The sequence below is a fragment of the Vibrio sp. Vb0667 genome (assembly GCF_033391095.1).
Genome location: NZ_JAWPOL010000035.1, coordinates 1 through 19,639 on the forward strand (window position 1 = coordinate 1; position 19,639 = coordinate 19,639).

Here is a 19,639-nt window from a genome sequence, read left to right on the forward strand (position 1 = left end):
ATTTTGTTCGGCTCAATGAATACTGAACATTCCTTTCGCTAATAAATAGCAGAAGTAATGTTTGAATTGACTGTGCTCTTATTGGTTTTCACTTTTGAAAAAGCAAAACAAAACAGCTCAAGGCTGCTTCCCAATTCGAATGGTCACTTCGTTTCATTGAAACCTAATTTGATACCGAAGTATCTAATTGGATTATCATCAACGAGTGCCCACACAGATTGATAGGTCTATATTGTTAAAGAGCTTGCTTTACGAGAAGTTTTTCTCTCAAAGCGGAGGTGCATTCTAGCGATTTAGTTGTTAGTGTCAAACACTTTTTTAAACTAATTTTTTGTAGAAGCTTTTTACCTCTTCGACCCTGCTAAAGCCTTGTGGCGTCTGCCGTGTCGATGGATGCGCATTATAGGGAGAAGATTTTCTTTGGCAATACTAAAAGTGCATTTTTTCTAAAAAAACATGCCAAATGGATACTTTCCATCCAACCCTAAAATTACCCAGAAATAACACTCAGGATTTATACAATTTACCCACAAAAAGCTGTGGATAACTACTCATCACTATCAAAGAAATAAGAAATACGCGAACGCGGATTTAGATACTCTTTTACTTTATCCGGTAATTTTGACGGATGAATCGCGTTAACTATCTTTATATCTTTTGAGGCAAGATCAATGATTGGCGCTTGCGTCCTTGGTACTGATGGATCGTAAACCAAGACATTCGGGAATAATAAATGCGATGCATTCACTGAGATAACCAGGCCGACCATATTATTAGAAAGCTGAACTACGGTACCCGGAGGAAACACGCCCATAAACTTAATTAGGATGTTCAGGTTCTTTTCTTTATATAGGTGTTTACAGTTCTTATATAAATGAGAGAGTGCGGTATAAGGAATCTTTTGATCTGAGACTATCGGTGTATGACACAAGTTATCAAACGCATTGGCTACAGCAATAATTTGAGCAAACTCGTTGATCTCATCTCCTTTCAGGCCTTTAGGATAACCAGACCCATCTCTTAGCTCATGGTGCTGCGCGATCACAATTCTCGCGACTTCGGGAAAAGCCTCGATTTGACTCGCAAGATCGACGCCATATTTAGTGTGTAACTTTAAGTAGTTGGTTTCTGGCTCTGTTAGAGGTAGTTGCTTTCTTAATATTGCAGTCGGGATTTTTATTTTCCCGATATCATGGAATAGTGCGGAGAAGGAAAGCTCTTTCAACTGTGCTGCTGAGTACCCTTTAGCACGGCCAATCATCATCGAGATAACAGCCACGTTCAATGAGTGGAAATAAATATCTTCAAACTCATTTTTTCCGTTCATCAGATGTAACGTAACATTATCATCGCACATTAACTTCTCGACGATATCTTCAATAAGAAGCTTTGCTTCATCAACTGCTGCTGTCGGACGGTTACGGATTTTAGTCATGACTGAACGCATACGTGCCAGAGAGCGCTCAAACTCTTTTTCACACTGAATCACGCGTCGACGGTATGCACTTAACTTTTCTATGCGGTTCTGTTTTTCTTGCCACATTTTTTGAGTTTCATGATCTAACGACGCTTCATTTGTTACTCTGTCAGCTTGTCTTTGATCAACAGGGAGTGGAACGGCATCGCTTTGCTCTGGATTAAAGTAAACGAACTTTACGCCGAGGTGGCGGATCATCTCGACTTGCTCTTGGTCTTTAATCTTAAAGCTATTGAGTAGAAAGGGGTGATCGTTCCACTTTAGCGGAAGACGGATATGTAATCCGGGTTGAATACGATCGACCGTTAGTTTAATGGCTGCCACTTATTCACTACTGATTTATATTTCTTAAGAGAGTTAGAATACTAGTAAATTTTGTGAATAAATTCATCAGTAACTATCAAAACATCAAACCGTTATTTCTAAGCGACTCACTTAATTAGATAGAAGTAAGCTACTTTAAGGAGCGATCTGCTTTGCGTATTTTAAGCTTGGCCTCGAACACTGGCTTGTCTATTACTTCTTGATCTTTGACTAGCCCCATTAACGTTTGTACCGCTACACGGGCCATGTCACTGATAGGAAAGTGCACTGCTGATACTGTAGGGTAAAGACTTTCACAAAGATCAACACTGTCAAAGCTAGTTAATGAGATTTGCTCTGGTACAGAAATACTGTGCTCGTGTAAGTATTGCATTGCGCCAACCGTCATTTCTTCACTGCATGAAAAGACAGCCGTCACATCAGGGTGTCGTTGTAAAATTGCAGCCATTGCATCATAACCACTTTGCCGGCCATAATTCCCTTCTTCACACCAGCTTTCATCAATATCTATACCAGCATCCTTCATTGCATCAATATACCCAAGCTTTCTCAATACACTGTTATGACGTTGGGATGGACCGGCAATACAAGCAATCTTTCGATGACCACCAGCTAAAAGGTGCTCAACGGCAATACGGCTTGCATGATGATGGTTAAAGGTAACACAACGCTCTTCTATTCCTTCCACGTAGCGATCCAGGAGAACGAAAGGTGTTGGTTGTTTAGCTAATTCACGTAAGTCATCATCTGACAAATAACGACTATGAAGTACATAGCCGTCACAACGTAAATCATTAAAACGCTGAATTGCCTCTTTTTCACCTTGTGCAGAATGATGGCCTTGAGCTGTAATCAAAAACTTCTTATGAATATCCAGCTCGGTCTGAACCTGCTCCATCATCTCGCCAAAGAAGCCCCCCGTATAGTAAGTCACCAATAACCCAACCATATTACTGGATGAGGTTGCGAGTGAACGAGCAATTGCACTGGGACGATAATTCAATTGCGCCATAGCTTGCTCTACTTTTTTTCGAGTTTCCTCGCGAAATTTCCCCTCTCCATTAATAATTCGAGAAACGGTAGAGCGATTTACACCGGCGAGTTCGGCTACATCTTTAATCCTTGCCATAATGCTATTGGGTCCAACTGCAATTGTTATTAAATATTCGTTTGTATAGAACGGCTGCCAGCAATTCGTAAGGTGCTATAGGGGGCGAAGCTGGCAGCCTTTAATCATACACTGACCATTTGATTGGTAGAAACAAGCTCAGAGTAATCCGTGACAGTTATACCATGATGAGCTAACTGTTCTTTTAAAATGGGAGAGGTAAGAACTTGTAACTCTAGCTCTCGCTGAAGCGCATAACCACTCTGTAAGATAAGCGCCGGATCGGCCTCTGCCGGGTGGCACATCACCTCAACCAAGTCATAGTCAGCTTTTAAGCTCAATAGATGTGCCATTAAGCCATCCAAGCTCACTTTTTGATCATAAAACTCATCAGTAAAGATATACCTGATTGTCATCGATTCTTGACACAAGCCAGTGCCCCGCAGTGGCACTCGGTATTCATTCGCTACTTCTTTAATAACGGGCAAAATTTGAGGGTGAGTATGCGCGTGATGATGGCTATCTAAGTGGCTTAGCTCTAACCCAAGCGATAAAAAATGTTCCACCTGAGCTTTTGCTTCATCATAAACGACCTGAGTTTCGAAGTCCTGCTTACTCCAAAGTTCGTCATAGTTGATAAAGTGCGCTCGGCCGTTGGTCAAGTTAGGATGCTTCGTTATAGGCACACCTGCTGTAAACCTAAGATGAACGCCAACTTTCAAGCCTGAATTATGGCGAGCTAGTTCTAAGGCATGTTGCTCAGCATCCATACCCACCATCATGGTGGTTGAATGAACCACACCTTGCTGATGAGCTTTAACGATGCCGTTATTTACACCTCTCGTTAAACCAAAATCATCAGCATTAAAAATGACTTTCATTGGCGTCCTTCCTTAGTACTACAACGTCGTTAGTTTAAATTGAGGTAAATACGGAGCGTTCACCGCTAGGATATCATCCAGGATTGACTTGGCGCGGCCAATGTCAGGCACCAATGGGTTATTGGTTAATGCCATAAGCGCCTTGTCATAATTACCTTCGACAGCAGCTTCTATTGTTAGCTGCTCATACGCTTTAACTTGATGGAGTAATCCTTTGATATTGTTTGACAACTCGCCAACCGCAAGAGGTTTCGCCCCCCAGCTACCAATCACCGCACTACATTCAATCACAGCATCGTCAGGTAGGCCGTTGATCGCTCCATTATTTAAAACGTTAACAACATGAATACTATTACGATTGTTATAAATTGAATCAACTAGGTTCAGTGATGCATCAGAATAATAAGCACCACCCCGCTCCTCTAACTCTTTCGGCTTATGATCGAGGGTAGGATCTTGATAGAGCTTAAACAGCGCATTTTCTGTTTCCATTACCTGCTCAGCACGAGTGCCTTTTTCATCGGCACTTTGTTTCTCTTCAGCAAGCATGGCATCAGTTTGGTAGAAGTAACGATGATAAGGACATGGTATCGCCCCCAGTGCTTTTAGAAATGCCGGATCCCACGGCTCTTCCCAGATATTCTTCATACTGAAGTTGGCACCATCACCGACTTTCTCTAATACCGTTTGAGTAATATCTTCCCCATTGAGCCATGCTTTGTGTACCCACACGAGATGGTTTAACCCAGCAAACTCAAGTTGTAGCTCTTTTGGCTCGCACTCCATCATTTCTGCAATCATCATTTCCATTGAAACGGGCACATTGCATAAACCAATACTCTTTACTTTGGTGTACTTACTGACCGCTTCGGAAACTAAACCCGCTGGGTTGGTGAAATTGAGCATCCATGCGTTTGGAGCCAACTCTTCAATGTCTTTACAGATATCAAGAATGACCGGAATGGTTCGCAGAGCTTTAGCAAAACCACCAGGGCCCGTTGTTTCTTGGCCGATGACGTCGTACTTGATTGGGATTCGCTCATCGTTAGCGCGTGCAGCAAGGCCACCAACACGAAACTGCGTCATCACAAAATCCGCATCTTTTATCGCAGCACGGCGATCGAAACCGGCTTTTATCTCAATTTTTGCGCCGGCTTTATCGACCATTCGCTGAGCCAATCCTTTGATGATCTCAAGCTTCTCAGCTCCTGACTCAATGTCCACAAAATGAATTTTCTTAACGGGTAAATATTCTAAGCGCTTAATAACCCCTTCAACCAATTCCGGGGTATAGCTACTACCACCGCCAATAATGGCAAGTTTGATCGCCTCTCTAGACATTTTCATCCCCCTTTATTTGTTCGAGATTTTTTTGTTCAGTGCGACGATTTCTACAGCCATCTCTTGAGCCAAAATCGTAGTCATTAGGTGATCTTGAGCATGCACCATCACTAACGTCATCGGGACTTTCCCTTCTCCCTGATCTTCTTCAATAAGCTGAGTCTGTATTAAGTGGGCTTTATTAATGCACTCTCTTGCTTGAGAGAGCCTCTCATCAGCCGCTTCAAAATCTTGTTCTCGAGATAAACGCAATGCCTCGTAGCTTAAACTTCTGGCTTCACCAGCATTGCAAATGATCTCCATTACAACCAATTCTTGTTCCATCATTTTCTCTCCGAAAATCGGGCCGCGGTAATTGCGGCCCATTAAGCACAGTTAAGCAGTAACGCCTTCGCCTGACGGCTGCGTATCACCTTTAGTTTCCTTCGTCGTTGGTAGTTCTTGCTCCAACATTTGCTTCTCAAACATTTTGAAGAATGGGAAGTAGATGATTAGATCAAGAATTAATAAACCAATGACGAGCAATACTGGCGCAAAGGTCCAACCGCTACCCCACGAAGCACCTATCAGTGCCGGTGTTGTCCAAGGTGTTGTAGCGACCCCCATACCCACAAAGCCGACATGCACAGCAAAATACGCAATCGTAGCGTTGATGACTGGAGCGAAGACGAACGGGATAAACAAGGTCGGGTTCATCACAACTGGGCTACCGAAGATCACAGGTTCGTTGATTTGGAAAAAGCCAGGCACCACACTCATTCGACCAATGCTCTTAAGGTGAACAGAACGGCTAAACGACATCAGCATAACAAGAGCAAGTGTTGCACCAGAGCCGCCAATAAAGATGTAAAAATCCCAGAACGGTTGAGTAAATACGTTTGGAATCGGTTCACCTGCAACAAAGGCTTCAATGTTGGCACCAATGTTGGTCAAAAAGATTGGAGAAAGCAGTCCAACAACAATTGCAGCACCATGAATACCCGCAAACCAAAGTAGCTGGCAAAGCAATAAAGCGCCAATAATGGCAGGCAATGAGTTAGACGCACTGATTAGCGGTTTAAAGATAGCCATAACAGCATCTGGAATCAGCATGTCGTACTGGGTTTGTACGAAAAGGCTAAGTGGATATAAGGTAATGAATATCGCTAAGACTGGTAGCAATACTTCAAATGATCGCGCAATCGCCGGTGGCACCTGCTCTGGCATGCGAATCGTAATATTGTGCTTTTTCATAAAACGGTAGAGCTCCACCGAGAAAAATGCACACATCACTGCGGTGAAGATCCCGGTTCCGCCCATGTGAGACATAGACAACGCGCCATCTTTAGCTGGGGCCGCAATGAGTAAAAAAGACATTAGTGACAATACAGCACTCGTGATCCCATCCATCTTGTAAGCCTTCGCTAAACTATAAGCAACGCCCAGCGAAACAAAAATGGTCATGATCCCCATCGACATGTTGTAGGGCATCATTATGGTATCAAAATGTGTAGTGGCGAAATCGAGCCAAATTCGACCAAAAGTAAAGGTTGTATCTTCGGCAAATGGGGGGAATGCAAAAATCAAAATGAAACTACCAACAATAATAAACGGCATTGCGACAATAAAACCGTCTCTCATTGCGCGAACATGGGGCTGATTCCCCACTTTAGCTGCTATAGGGGCTATATGCTTTTCGACTGCGCCTATAATTGCGTCATAAAGCTTCATAGAATCCATCCTTATTTTAGGCAAAAGAATCCCGCATCAAATATTTATATTTGATGTACAGTTATCTTTTTTAATTTAAAACTATGGTTTAGTTAATTAATTCTAATGCTTGCTCTAGTACTTCCTCTCCCTTCATCATTCCATAATGCTGAGGAGAAATCGCGTCAATGTTTTTACCATGCTCTTGCGCCGTTTTTCTTAGCTCTTCTAGCTGAAAACGTACTTGAGGCCCGAGAAGACAAACATCGTACTCTTTAATTGCATCTTCAAATGCATTCACTGACATCGCATCAATTTTGCATTCAATTCCTTTATTTTCAGCAGCTTGCTCCATTTTTTTAACAAGCATACTGGTGGACATCCCTGCGCTACAGCATAAAAGGATCTTTTTCATAGCCTTACTCCCGTTGTGTAAATTTCAACCTGCAAAAACTGTAGCAAAAATAACCAAGACAAAAAAGCGCAACCGGTTGCATTATTCGTGAACACAATCCCAATTTAGAAAATACCACCTATTTTTTTGTAATTATTTAGGTCTAGGATAAAAGTCATAAAATAATTTAAGACATCACATTAAGTTTCAAATTATCAATATTTTACTACTGACAACGTCGTTATTAATTTCTTAAAAGGAATAGAGAATGAAATTTAATAAACTGGCTATTGCAACGCTTGTAAGTGCCGCACTATCACAACACTCATTTGCTCAAACCGACTCTAAAGGCACAATTTATCTAACGTTTGATGATGGACCAATCAATGCATCTATTGACGTTATTCAAGTACTTAACCAGGAAGATATCAAAGCGACGTTTTACTTTAATGCTTGGCATTTAGATGGAATTGGTGATGAGAATGAAGACCGTTCCCTAGAAGCCTTAAAGCTCGCATTAGACACTGGTCATATTGTTGCGAACCACAGTTACGATCACATGGTGCACAACTGCGTGGATGAGTTTGGACCGAACAGTGCTGCGGAGTGTAATGCGACCGGGGACCACCAGCTTAACTCGTATCAAGACCCTGTTTACGATGCCTCAATGTTTACGGAAAACTTATCTGTGTTAGCAAAGTATTTGCCGAACATTACAAGCTACCCGAACTACAAGGCAACAGAGTTTGCTAGACTGCCCTACACCAACGGTTGGCGCGTGACGAAAGACTTCAAAGCAGATGGGTTATGTGCCACGTCTGATGACCTGAAACCTTGGGAACCAGGATATGTATGCGATACATCCAACCCATCCAACAGTGTAAAAGCAGCTATCGAGGTTCAAAATATCCTAGCGAATAACGGCTATCAAACTCACGGTTGGGATGTGGACTGGGCACCCGAAAATTGGGGCATTGAAATGCCAGCAAACAGCCTTACAGAAGCAGAAGCATTTCTTGGATATGTGGATTCCGCGTTAAACACTTGTGCACCAACAACGATTAACCCGATCAACTCCAAAGCTCAAGAGTTCCCATGTGGTACACCTTTACACGCAGATAAAGTTATCGTATTAACTCACGAGTTCCTATTTGAAGATGGTAAGCGTGGCATGGGGGCAACGCAAAACCTACCTAAGCTCGCTAAGTTTATACAGTTAGCAAAACAAGCGGGTTATGACTTCGACACAATGGATAACTACACACCGAACTGGCAAGTTGGTCATAACTACGACGCTGGCGATTACGTCTTACACCTAGGTACTGTATACCAGGCTGTAACAAACCATACTGCGCAACAAGATTGGGCACCGTCTCTAACCTCTAGCCTTTGGACAAATGCAGACCCAGCCACTAACTGGACTCAGAATGTTTCCTATAAACAAGGTGATGTGGTGACTTATCAAGGTTTGCGTTATCTAGTTGATGTACCGCACGTGTCCCAAGCAGACTGGACTCCGAACACTCAAAATACCTTGTTCACAGCTCTATAGGCTGTTCCTACTATCACCATGTAGTAGTTTGCGCGAGGCATACCCCTCGCGCTTTTTTTGTTTTGAAGATCCAGATACAACAAAGCCCCGACTTTCATCGAGGCTCTGTCTTAAAATATGGTACCGGTGGACGGAGTTGATTGGACTGGCATTCCTGCCGCCACCGCGAAGGCAACGCTAACTTTCTTTTGATATTTACGAACACCTAAAACGACGAAAGGCCGCTATAAAAGCGACCTTTCTAATATGGTACCGGTGGGCGGACTTGAACCGCCACGCCCGAAGGCAACGGATTTTGAATCCGTCGTGTATACCAATTTCACCACACCGGCATCTTTGGGCTATTGCCCTTTGATGGTTGGCATTATACGTAAGCTTTTGACCTGCGCAAGCAGAAATACCTTAAATAACTATCGTTTGCTGATAATTTCGCCACAAAGTGTGACAAAGCTGTACTCATAAGAAACGTACGCTCCATTTTCTACTACTCTTCCAGATGAAAGTGAGTATACGAAACTCTTTTTAAATTCTATTCACTGTAATATCAGAAACATAACCATTCCCAATGCTCGACAACGCATTATGGAGCATCTCTGCGGCATCTTCTGCTTGCATGAAGTGACTCGTGTCCATCGTATTGCCGCTTGTTTTCCAGAATTCCGTATCCATTCCACCAGGATAAACCGCGATAATTTTCATAGGTTTTCCTTTTAGCTCCAAACGAACCGACTCAATTAATCCTTTGACGGCCCATTTCACTGCACAATACGTAGACTCTTGCGCTTTAGGTTGTTGCGCGGCTGTGGACATGATCATGACCACTTTTATTGGATGATCTTTGTAACGCTTTACTAACTCTCTTAACACATGAATCGCAGAATTCAGGTTGTTATCAATCAACTTTTGAATCTCTTCCGGCTCCTGCTCTTCCAGTAAGCCAAAATAACCACTTCCTGCACTATGAATGACCATTTCAGGCGGCTGTTTCATCCCATCAAAGAGCTGTTTCACACCTTGATGTAATGAGAGGTTGCAAGCTTGATAGCCGACGTTATGAGAGAGTTGTTTTGCTAGTGCGGATAGTTTTTCTGTATTTCTTCCTATTACATACGTCTCTTTGCCTTCCGCATCATAACGCTTTGCTAGTTCCGCCCCTAAGCCGCTACTTGCACCTGTAATTACAATCATGCGCTACCTCTTTTCAATCACATACTTTTAATTCATCTATCAATTAAGGTAACAGAATCGTGGTAATTCACACCTCAAGAGCACCATTCTTTGAAGCAAGCAGCTTTCTTACTTTCGTGATGCATGAAATATCAAGCAGAACGACGGGCATTTAACCTATGCTTAAGCAAGAATAACTTTCTGAATTTTCTATCGACTTTCTAGTGAGAACTGAATAGGAGCAAAGAATGACTGGGTCAAAATGGCAGTGGTTACTGAAACAGATGACACGAAAACTGTGGGTCCGGACGTCACTCTACGCATTACTAGCTGTTGCTACCGCCTTAATGTCGATTGTTTTAAACCAGTTCATTACTCTGCCCCCTGCCATCAACGTCAGCAAGGATTTGTTGAACAACATATTAAATATCCTCGCAACCTCCATGCTTGCAGTGACTACATTCTCTCTCAATATTATGGTCTCAGCATACAGTGCCGCTAGTGCGGGGGTAACGCCACGAGCGACAAAACTGTTGATGGAGGACAGTACAACACAAAATGCCTTAGCAACCTTTCTTGGCTCTTTTCTATTTAGTTTGGTAGGAATTATCGCGCTAGGTATTGGGGCCTATCATCAACAAGCACAAATTTATCTATTCATCGTGACTATCGCCGTAATCGTGATGATCATACTCACTCTGCTACGTTGGATTCAGCACCTTTCCGTACTAGGAAGGGTCAGTGAAACCACTTCATACGTGGAGCAAGCCTTGTTAGATGCGATAAGAAAACGGGGCAAAGAGCGTTGGCTAGGCGCTCACCCATGGAGCCACCCAGAACATAAACCCAGAGGAAGTAAACCTATTTTGAGCCAAGAAATTGGTTACTTACAGCATGTTGATATGCATCATCTCGATAGTATTGCTGAAGCAAACCAATGCACCATCTACCTTGAGCGACAACCGGGAAGTTTTGTGTACGTAGGTCAACCATTGGCTTGGGTTTGTGGAGAGTTGCCAGACGAAAGCGAAATAACGGCAGCCTTCACGATTCGAACGGAGCGTTCATATGATCAGGACCCTCGCTTTGGTTTAGTCGTTATGGCGGAAATCGCCTCACGAGCACTATCTCCGGCTGTAAATGATAATGGCACCGCGATTGACGTTCTTGGGCGTTCTGTACGAGCACTTTCATTATGGGGAGACCTACTCAGTAAGCCGCCTACCAAAACTCGATACCCTAGACTATTTGTGCCCGCATTGAGCTGCCAGGATTTGTTTGATGATGTCTTTTTGCCGATAGCACACGATGGTGCAGCGCAACTCCAAATACAGATTCGCCTACAAAAGGCCTTGCTAGCTCTCTCTAGTATGCACCCTAAGTTATTTTTGTCACCAGCAATCAAGCTGTCAGAAAAAGCTTTAGAGCTTTCATTAAGCCAACATTATACCGAAGATGAGAAACACCAACTCTCTCAACTATCTAATCTGGTCACAGACCAAAGAGCCAATGGTTAAGAGAGTCGAATTCAGTTGAAACATATTGCTGCACGGCCTCGTGTATCATGACATGTGCTGATAACGTAGGGCAGAAAAGTCTCTTCGTTTATACACAATTAAAGACTCTGTGCGTTAGGTCTCTTTTCTCTTGGTGAGGGAATCTATATTCTGACGCACAATTTTTAAGGTAAGTGATGGAATAATGACAACGTCTACAACTCTTCCACCTGCTGGTCTCTTTCGTCGACTTGCAGCGTTGATTTACGACACATTGATTATTATCGCAATTGAAATGATGGCCGCTGGTATTGTTATGGCCGTTGTGTTTGCACTAAATGCAGCAGGATTGTTGAGCTATGGCGAGTACGCTGATGCCGCAGATATGCTCGGAAAGCACCCTGTATTGAGCCCTCTATTTACACTTTATCTTGCTGGTGTGTGGATATATTTCTTTGTGTTCTTCTGGACGCGAGCAGGACAAACTCTTGGGATGCGCGCTTGGAAGCTTCGAGTTCGCAATGCCAAAGACGGAGCACCAATTACGGTAACTCAAGCTCTGATTCGTATTTCGACATCTGGCTTTGGCTTGGCAAATTTGACTGTACCGATTGATCCGAAGAAACGTGGTTTCCACGACATTTGGGCCAAAACAGAGGTTGTTGTATTACCTAAGGCAAACTAACTTGTCTAGGAACACAAAAAAGGAAGGCGTAATGCCTTCCTTTTACATTTGGTTCGGTAAAACTTGGTTTATTCGATGATGCTTCAGTTATAGCTTTCTTCGTAGCAGTGCAATCGCAATAGCTAAGAACACCAAACTCGGGGCCAAAGCACCAAACACTGGGGATATGCCATACACCAAGCTTAATGGACCAAAGAACTCACTGGATATGTAAAAAGTAAACCCGGCAACCACGCCCGACAATACCCTTGCCCCCATGGTCACGCTTCTGAGTGGACCGAAAACAAAAGATAGCGCCATTAACATCATCACAGCAATTGAAAGCGGCTGAGTCAACTTACGCCAAAACGCCAACTCATAGCGAGATGCATCTTGTTCCGATGCTTTCAGGTAAGTCACATAATCATACAAACCGCTCAGTGACAGTTCTTCTGGCTTCACGGTCACCACAGCTAGCTTATCTGGTGCCAAAGAGGTGTGCCACTCCATCTGTTCGATGTCTTGCTTTGAAATTACGTTTTCATTTTCCATGTCCGTTATTTGTACGTAGCGCATCAGCCAGTTGTTATCTTGTTGGTAGTCGACTTCTTCGGCGAAAATAACTTTTTGTAGATTCTTATCATCATCAAAACGCCACATATTTAAAGCATAAAGCTTGTCGTCTTCGACTTTACCGATAAAGATAAAGTCGTTTGCGTCACGAGCCCACACACCTGAGCGCACAGACACAATGCTACCACCTGATATCGCAAACGCACGTAAGTCACGGGCCATCTTCTGGGCCTCAGGAGCGCCCCATTGACCTAACGCCATAACGACAATCATGAGCGGGACGGCCGTTTTTAGTACCGATAACCCGATATCCAGCTTAGAGAAACCAGCAGCTTGCATCACCACCAGCTCAGAGCTTGAAGCCAACATACCTAAGCCGATCAGGGCACCGAGTAATGCCGCCATTGGAAAGAACATTTCGATATCACGCGGCACACTGAGTAACACAAAGTACAACGCATGAGTGAGGTCGTACACACCTCGCCCTACTTTACGTAGCTGTTCTACATATTTGATGATGCCCGATAAGCCAACAAACGTCGCTAAAACCAAGGCAGTGGTAGAGATGATGGTTCTACCGATGTAAAGGTCTAAGATTTTGAACACAGCTTACGCGAGCCTCTTCTTGCGGAATTTGTCTTTTATTCGTCTAGCAGCAACGCTGTCCATCATATTCGCCATGATAGCAACAATCAGCAACATCGCATTGATTGGCCACATACCAATAGCAGCCGGGATGTCACCATCTTCTAATGCAGATTTGGTTGCACTGATCGCCAAGAAATACGCTAGATAGATCAGAATCGCAGGCCCCATTTTGGCAAACCGTCCCTGACGCGGATTCACCGCAGACAAAGGAATAACGAGCATTGTTAAGAGTGGAATACACACAAATAACGAAATTCGCCATTGTAGCTCCGCTTGCGCCTCTGGATCTGGGTGACCTATCAAGTCAACCGTTGGGTATGCTTCCCAGTCTCGCCCTTTCTTTTTGACCTCACGTTGGCCGATAACACCTTCGTATTCATCGAATTTCGTGATCATATATTCAACGCGAGTAGGCACACCTTCATAACGCGTACCTTCTTTCATAGTGATGATCTGACGACCGTCCGAAAGCTCTTTTACTTCACCAGAAGATGAGAACATCACACTCGGTAACACTGAATCTCGAGGGCGCATCTGCGCAACAAAAACGTTGCTCAAGGTATTGTCTTTAATGTCATCGATGAACACAACCGATGAACCGTCTGGTGTACCTTGGAACTGACCTTTTTTAAGTAGGTCAACGCTGTTTTCTGACGCTACCTGCTCATAAAGCTGCTCAACGCGGTCTTGAGACCACGGCGATAGCCACAACGCATTGAAAGCCGCCACCGCTGAAGTAATCAACGCTAGGTATAAGGCCGCTTGAACCAAGAATTTATTACCAATACCTGTCGCGTTCATTACGACAATTTCGCTCTCTGCATACAGACGACCAAATGTGATCAATATGCCGATATACAGACTTAAAGGCAGCATTAACAGACCCATTGCTGGCATGTTCAAACCAACAATCGAGAAAATCAATCCAGCAGGAATATCCCCATCAGAAGCATCAGCAAGAACACTTATGAATTTCTGGCTTACAAACACCAAAAAAAGTACGAAAAAAATCGCAAATTGGCTCTTGAGTGTTTCGCGGATCAAATATCTAACAATAATCACGCTGAAATTACCTATACAAAACTTGTTTTTTTGGTCGAATCACTATAGTTTCCCGTTGAACCATTTATTTTTTTAAAAATTATAAACTAGATGTTAGTCGCTTAATCAGCTCTGCATGTAAGCCTGGAGCTAAAATTCAACAAGTAAGCGATCATTATCTAACATTTAGAGCAATTTGTCTTCAGGATGTAGGAGTACGCATGGAGTTCAGTGTAAAAAGTGGCAGTCCAGAGAAACAACGTAGCGCATGTATCGTTGTTGGTGTGTTTGAACCACGTCGCCTTTCTCCAGTAGCCGAACAACTTGATAAAATCAGTGACGGTTACATCAGTTCACTACTTCGCCGTGGTGATCTAGAGGGTAAACCTGGTCAGATGCTGCTACTGCATCAAGTACCAGGTGTTTTGTCAGAGCGCGTTTTACTTGTCGGTTGCGGCAAAGAGCGTGAACTTGGCGAGCGCCAGTACAAGGAAATCATTCAAAAGACGATCAGCACACTTAACGAGACAGGCTCAATGGAAGCGGTATGTTTCCTAACTGAACTGCATGTTAAGGGTCGTGATACATACTGGAAAGTGCGCCAGGCTGTAGAAGCGACTAAAGATGGTCTATACACATTTAATCAATTCAAGAGCGTGAAACCTGAGACTCGCCGCCCACTGCGCAAGCTTGTTTTCAACGTACCAACGCGTCGTGAATTGAACTTGGGTGAAAAAGCAATCACTCATGGTCTTGCTATCGCATCAGGTGTCAAAGCCTCAAAAGACCTTGGCAACATGCCGCCAAACGTAGCTAATCCAGCTTACCTTGCTTCTCAAGCTCGTCGTCTAGCGGACGATTACGAAACCGTAACCACCAAAATTATTGGTGAGCAAGAGATGGAAAAACTGGGTATGACCTCTTACCTAGCAGTAGGCCGTGGTTCTAAAAACGAATCTATGATGTCTATCATCGAGTACAAAGGTAACCCTGACTCAGATGCAAAACCGATTGTGCTCGTAGGTAAAGGTCTAACCTTCGACTCAGGCGGTATCTCTCTAAAGCCGGGCGAAGGTATGGATGAGATGAAGTACGACATGTGTGGTGCGGCATCGGTATTCGGTACAATGAAAGCGCTAGCGAAGCTAAACCTACCAATCAACGTTATTGGTGTTCTAGCGGGCTGTGAAAACATGCCTGGCAGCAACGCTTACCGTCCAGGTGACATCCTAACGACCATGTCTGGTCAAACTGTAGAAGTTCTGAACACGGATGCTGAAGGCCGTCTTGTTCTTTGTGACGCACTGACTTACGTAGAGCGTTTCGAACCAGACTGCGTGGTTGACGTTGCAACGCTAACTGGTGCTTGTGTTATCGCACTAGGCCACCATATCAGCGGTGTAATCTCTAACCACAACCCTCTTTCTCATGAGCTAGTAAACGCTTCTGAGCAAGCGAGTGACCGTGCATGGCGTCTACCAATGGCAGACGAGTACCACGAACAGTTGAAGAGCCCGTTTGCGGATATGGCAAACATTGGTGGTCGCCCTGGTGGCACAATTACTGCGGGTTGCTTCTTATCTAAGTTCGCGAAGAAGTATAACTGGGCACACGTCGATATCGCAGGTACCGCGTGGAAATCAGGCGCAGCGAAAGGCTCAACGGGCCGTCCTGTCTCAATGCTTGTCCAATTCCTTTTGAACCGCAGCGGCCAAGAGACAGAAGAGTAATTTCTGAACAGAATCTAAAAGGGCCGCAAGGCCCTTTTTTATTATCCTAATTTTCTAAAATGAAAGTGGGACTTAAGATGGTCTTAGGAAGAGACCCAAGGCAAGTGAGAGAATGATGCAAACTGCAACCTTCTACATCATTAACGAAGAGAGCCCGCAAGCAACGGTGGCTGGCTTTGAAGAATACATCGTGTTTTTGGCTCAGCACTTTGCTCGCCAAGGCGCTAAAGTGTATTTAAACTGCCAAGACAAACCACACGCCGAGCAGCTCGCTGAAGCCTTTTGGCAAGTTGATGCAGACAAGTTCATGGCACATAACCTCGTAGGCGAGGGACCGAAATACGCCACCAATATTGAAATCGGCCATGAAGGTGTAAAACCTAATTGGAACCGTCAGCTGGTAATTAATTTGGCGGAAAATGAGACAACCTTTGCGAACAAGTTTGCTCAAGTGGTAGACTTCGTGCCCTGCGAAGAAAAAGCTAAACAACTCGCAAGAGAAAGATATAAAATTTACCGTCAAGCAGGTTACCAGCTGCAAACGATCGAAATTCAATATCCTTAACGGTCAATCCTTATAGTTAAGGCGATCTTGTTAAGATCCCTCACTTATAAAGATTGACTAAGATTCAACCATCAACGTATCCATTAAAAGAGCGCTATGGAAAAGACATACAACCCAACTTCAATCGAACAAGCTCTGTATCAGACTTGGGAAGAGAAAGGCTACTTTAAGCCACACGGTGACACTACTAAAGAATCATACAGCATCATGATCCCGCCACCGAACGTCACTGGTAGCCTACACATGGGCCACGCGTTCCAAGATACGATCATGGATACGCTTATCCGTTGTGAACGTATGAAGGGTAAAAACACCCTTTGGCAAGTAGGTACTGACCACGCTGGTATCGCAACTCAGATGGTTGTTGAGCGTAAGATCGCTGCAGAAGAAGGCAAAACAAAACACGATTACGGTCGTGAAGCTTTCATCGACAAAATCTGGGAATGGAAAGGCGAATCTGGCGGCACTATCACTAAGCAGCTTCGTCGTCTTGGCGCATCTGTAGACTGGGATCGTGAACGCTTTACGATGGACGATGGTCTATCTAACGCCGTTCAAGAAGTCTTCGTACGTCTATACGAAGACGATCTAATCTACCGCGGTAAGCGTCTGGTTAACTGGGATCCAAAGCTACACACAGCGATTTCAGATCTAGAAGTAGAGAACAAAGACACTAAAGGCCACATGTGGCACTTCCGCTACCCACTAGCAGATGGCGCTAGAACAGCCGATGGCAAAGACTACATCGTTGTTGCAACGACTCGTCCAGAGACCGTGCTAGGCGATACGGGTGTTGCAGTTAACCCAGAAGATCCACGTTACAAAGATCTTATCGGTAAAGAAATCATCCTTCCTATCGTTGATCGTCGCATCCCAATCGTGGGCGATGAGCACGCAGATATGGAAAAAGGTACTGGCTGTGTGAAAATCACACCTGCGCACGACTTCAACGACTACGAAGTAGGTAAGCGCCACCAGCTACCAATGATCAACATTCTGACTTTCGACGCAAACATCCGTGATGCTTCTGAAGTATTCAACACCAACGGCGAAGCAAGCGACGCTTACAGCACTGAGCTACCAGCTAAATACCACGGTATGGAGCGTTTTGCCGCTCGTAAAGCTATCGTTGCTGAATTCGACGAGCTAGGCCTACTTGAAGAAGTGAAAGATCACGATCTACAAGTTCCTTACGGCGACCGTGGTGGCGTGGTTATCGAACCAATGCTAACTGACCAATGGTACGTACGTACTGCGCCTCTAGCGAAAACTGCAGTTGAAGCAGTAGAAAACGGCGACATCCAATTTGTTCCTAAGCAGTACGAAAACATGTACTTCTCTTGGATGCGTGACGTTCAAGACTGGTGTATCTCTCGTCAGCTATGGTGGGGTCACCGCATCCCAGCTTGGTACGACAACCAAGGTAATGTTTACGTAGGTCGCACTGAAGAAGAAGTTCGTAAGAACAACAACCTAGAGTCAGTCATTGAACTGCACCAAGACGAAGACGTACTGGATACGTGGTTCTCTTCTGCACTATGGACATTCGGTACTCAAGGTTGGCCAGAGCAAACTGACGACCTGAAAGTATTCCACCCTTCAGACGTTCTAGTAACTGGTTTCGACATCATCTTCTTCTGGGTTGCGCGCATGATCATGATGACCATGCACTTCGTGAAAGACGAAAACGGCAAACCACAAGTACCATTTAAGACGGTTTACGTTACTGGTCTAATCCGTGATGAAAACGGCGACAAGATGTCTAAGTCGAAAGGTAACGTACTTGACCCAATCGACATGATCGATGGTATCGACCTAGAGTCTCTAGTAGAGAAGCGTTGTGGCAACATGATGCAACCTCAGCTAGCGAAGAAGATCGAGAAGAACACTCGTAAGACGTTTGAAAACGGTATCGAAGCATACGGTACAGACGCACTACGTTTCACTCTTGCAGCAATGGCATCAACAGGTCGTGATATCAACTGGGATATGAAGCGTCTTGAGGGTTACCGTAACTTCTGTAACAAACTATGGAACGCAAGCCGTTACGTAATGATGAACACAGAAGAGCAAGATTGTGGCTTCAACGGTGGTGAGATTGAATACTCACTAGCAGACAAATGGATCGAGTCTCAGTTTGAACTTGCAGCGAAAGCGTTCAACAACCATATCGACAACTTCCGTCTAGATATGGCTGCGAACACGCTTTACGAATTCATCTGGAACCAATTCTGTGACTGGTACCTAGAGCTAACTAAACCCGTTCTATGGAAAGGTACTGAAGCGCAACAGCGTGGTACTCGCCGTACACTCATCACGGTTCTTGAGAAGACGCTACGTCTAGCTCACCCAGTGATTCCTTACATCACTGAAACTATCTGGCAAAGCATCAAGCCATTAGTTGAAGGTGTAGAAGGCGAGACAATCATGCTGCAAGCACTGCCTCAATTCGACGAAGCAAACTTCAACCAAGAAGCGCTAGATGATATCGAATGGGTGAAAGCGTTCATTACCAGCATCCGTAACCTACGTGCTGAATACGACATCAACCCTGGTAAGCCGCTCGACGTTATGCTGAAAGCAGCAAACGCAGAAGACGCTGCGCGTCTAGAAGCAAACAAACAAGTACTAATGTCTCTAGCGAAACTAGAATCTGTACGCGTACTTGCTGCTGACGAAGAAACGCCAGCGTGTGCAACAGCATTGGTTGCTAAGTCTGAGCTAATGATCCCAATGGCAGGTCTGATCGACAAAGATGCTGAGCTTGCTCGTCTAGATGGCGAAATCAAGAAGACGCACGGCGAAATCAAGCGTATCGAAGGCAAACTAGGTAACGAAGGCTTCGTAGCGAAAGCTCCTGAAGCAGTTGTTGCTAAAGAGCGTGAGAAGCTTGAAGGCTACAAAGAAACGCTAGCTAAGCTAGAAGAGCAGAAGACAACGATCGCTGCGCTTTAAGCCTCAGTGAAAGAGAAGAATTAACACTTCTCAC

The 19,639-nt window shown here is 44.3% G+C and carries 16 protein-coding genes and 1 tRNA gene; 6 read left to right on the forward strand and 11 right to left on the reverse strand.

Going from position 1 to position 19,639, the window contains the following annotated elements; translation table 11 throughout:
* Positions 1-547 precede the first annotated feature (547 nt).
* The 7 genes from R8269_RS20595 to R8269_RS20625 all read right to left on the reverse strand — a co-directional run bounded on the left by R8269_RS20595 (position 548) and on the right by R8269_RS20625 (position 7,235).
* Positions 548-1,801 (reverse strand): HD-GYP domain-containing protein, encoded by a 1,254-nt coding sequence (locus tag R8269_RS20595; RefSeq protein ID WP_258476665.1) that lies wholly within the window; start codon positions 1,799-1,801, stop codon positions 548-550.
* A 130-nt stretch (positions 1,802-1,931) separates the two neighbouring features.
* A complete protein-coding gene (locus R8269_RS20600; RefSeq protein ID WP_005381031.1) occupies positions 1,932-2,930 on the reverse strand; it encodes a LacI family DNA-binding transcriptional regulator in 999 nt (332 codons plus the stop codon).
* Positions 2,931-3,034: 104 nt separating this feature from the next.
* Positions 3,035-3,790: a chitin disaccharide deacetylase gene (chbG, locus tag R8269_RS20605; protein WP_258476666.1), complete on the reverse strand. Its 756-nt coding sequence runs from the start codon at positions 3,788-3,790 to the stop codon at positions 3,035-3,037.
* Positions 3,791-3,808: 18 nt separating this feature from the next.
* The gene (locus tag R8269_RS20610; protein ID WP_005381048.1) at positions 3,809-5,131 is read right to left on the reverse strand and encodes a 6-phospho-beta-glucosidase; all 1,323 of its coding nucleotides are present in this window, start codon (positions 5,129-5,131) and stop codon (positions 3,809-3,811) included.
* A gap of 12 nt (positions 5,132-5,143) precedes the next feature.
* Positions 5,144-5,455 (reverse strand): PTS lactose/cellobiose transporter subunit IIA, encoded by a 312-nt coding sequence (locus tag R8269_RS20615; RefSeq protein WP_025767646.1) that lies wholly within the window; start codon positions 5,453-5,455, stop codon positions 5,144-5,146.
* Between the two features lie 51 nt (positions 5,456-5,506).
* On the reverse strand, positions 5,507-6,841 hold the full coding sequence (locus tag R8269_RS20620; protein WP_171343290.1) for a PTS sugar transporter subunit IIC: 1,335 nt from the start codon (positions 6,839-6,841) through the stop codon (positions 5,507-5,509).
* A gap of 88 nt (positions 6,842-6,929) precedes the next feature.
* A complete protein-coding gene (locus tag R8269_RS20625; protein WP_025767645.1) occupies positions 6,930-7,235 on the reverse strand; it encodes a PTS sugar transporter subunit IIB in 306 nt (101 codons plus the stop codon).
* A 247-nt stretch (positions 7,236-7,482) separates the two neighbouring features.
* On the opposite strand from R8269_RS20625, the gene R8269_RS20630 reads away from it, so the two are divergent.
* Positions 7,483-8,766, forward strand: coding sequence for a carbohydrate-binding protein (locus tag R8269_RS20630; RefSeq protein WP_033906214.1), 1,284 nt, complete (start codon positions 7,483-7,485; stop codon positions 8,764-8,766).
* Between the two features lie 247 nt (positions 8,767-9,013).
* Here the strand turns inward: R8269_RS20630 and R8269_RS20635 are convergent.
* Together R8269_RS20635 and R8269_RS20640 are read right to left on the reverse strand one after the other, a co-directional pair.
* Positions 9,014-9,098 (reverse strand) — tRNA-Leu (locus R8269_RS20635).
* 190 nt (positions 9,099-9,288) lie between these two features.
* Entirely contained in the window at positions 9,289-9,954 is a 666-nt protein-coding gene (locus tag R8269_RS20640) for an SDR family NAD(P)-dependent oxidoreductase (RefSeq protein WP_033906213.1), read from the reverse strand.
* Positions 9,955-10,181: 227 nt separating this feature from the next.
* Here R8269_RS20640 and R8269_RS20645 point away from each other — a divergent pair, with 227 nt between their 5' ends.
* Together R8269_RS20645 and R8269_RS20650 are read left to right on the forward strand one after the other, a co-directional pair.
* Entirely contained in the window at positions 10,182-11,450 is a 1,269-nt protein-coding gene (locus tag R8269_RS20645) for a DUF2254 domain-containing protein (RefSeq protein WP_047103613.1), read from the forward strand.
* Between the two features lie 184 nt (positions 11,451-11,634).
* Positions 11,635-12,114 (forward strand): RDD family protein, encoded by a 480-nt coding sequence (locus tag R8269_RS20650; RefSeq protein ID WP_005381070.1) that lies wholly within the window; start codon positions 11,635-11,637, stop codon positions 12,112-12,114.
* Between the two features lie 87 nt (positions 12,115-12,201).
* Here R8269_RS20650 and lptG read toward each other — a convergent pair whose 3' ends face one another.
* Positions 12,202-13,272, reverse strand: a complete 1,071-nt coding sequence (gene lptG, locus R8269_RS20655; protein ID WP_005381071.1) for an LPS export ABC transporter permease LptG — start codon at positions 13,270-13,272, stop codon at positions 12,202-12,204.
* A gap of 3 nt (positions 13,273-13,275) precedes the next feature.
* A complete protein-coding gene (lptF, locus tag R8269_RS20660) occupies positions 13,276-14,376 on the reverse strand; it encodes an LPS export ABC transporter permease LptF (protein ID WP_005381072.1) in 1,101 nt (366 codons plus the stop codon).
* A 200-nt stretch (positions 14,377-14,576) separates the two neighbouring features.
* Here lptF and pepA point away from each other — a divergent pair, with 200 nt between their 5' ends.
* The 3 genes from pepA to R8269_RS20675 all read left to right on the forward strand — a co-directional run bounded on the left by pepA (position 14,577) and on the right by R8269_RS20675 (position 19,605).
* Positions 14,577-16,085: a leucyl aminopeptidase gene (gene pepA / locus R8269_RS20665; protein WP_005381073.1), complete on the forward strand. Its 1,509-nt coding sequence runs from the start codon at positions 14,577-14,579 to the stop codon at positions 16,083-16,085.
* Positions 16,086-16,200: 115 nt separating this feature from the next.
* Positions 16,201-16,650: a DNA polymerase III subunit chi gene (locus tag R8269_RS20670; RefSeq protein ID WP_031777270.1), complete on the forward strand. Its 450-nt coding sequence runs from the start codon at positions 16,201-16,203 to the stop codon at positions 16,648-16,650.
* 96 nt (positions 16,651-16,746) lie between these two features.
* Complete coding sequence (locus R8269_RS20675; RefSeq protein WP_171343291.1) at positions 16,747-19,605, forward strand: valine--tRNA ligase; 2,859 nt, start codon at positions 16,747-16,749, stop codon at positions 19,603-19,605.
* Positions 19,606-19,639 lie beyond the last annotated feature (34 nt).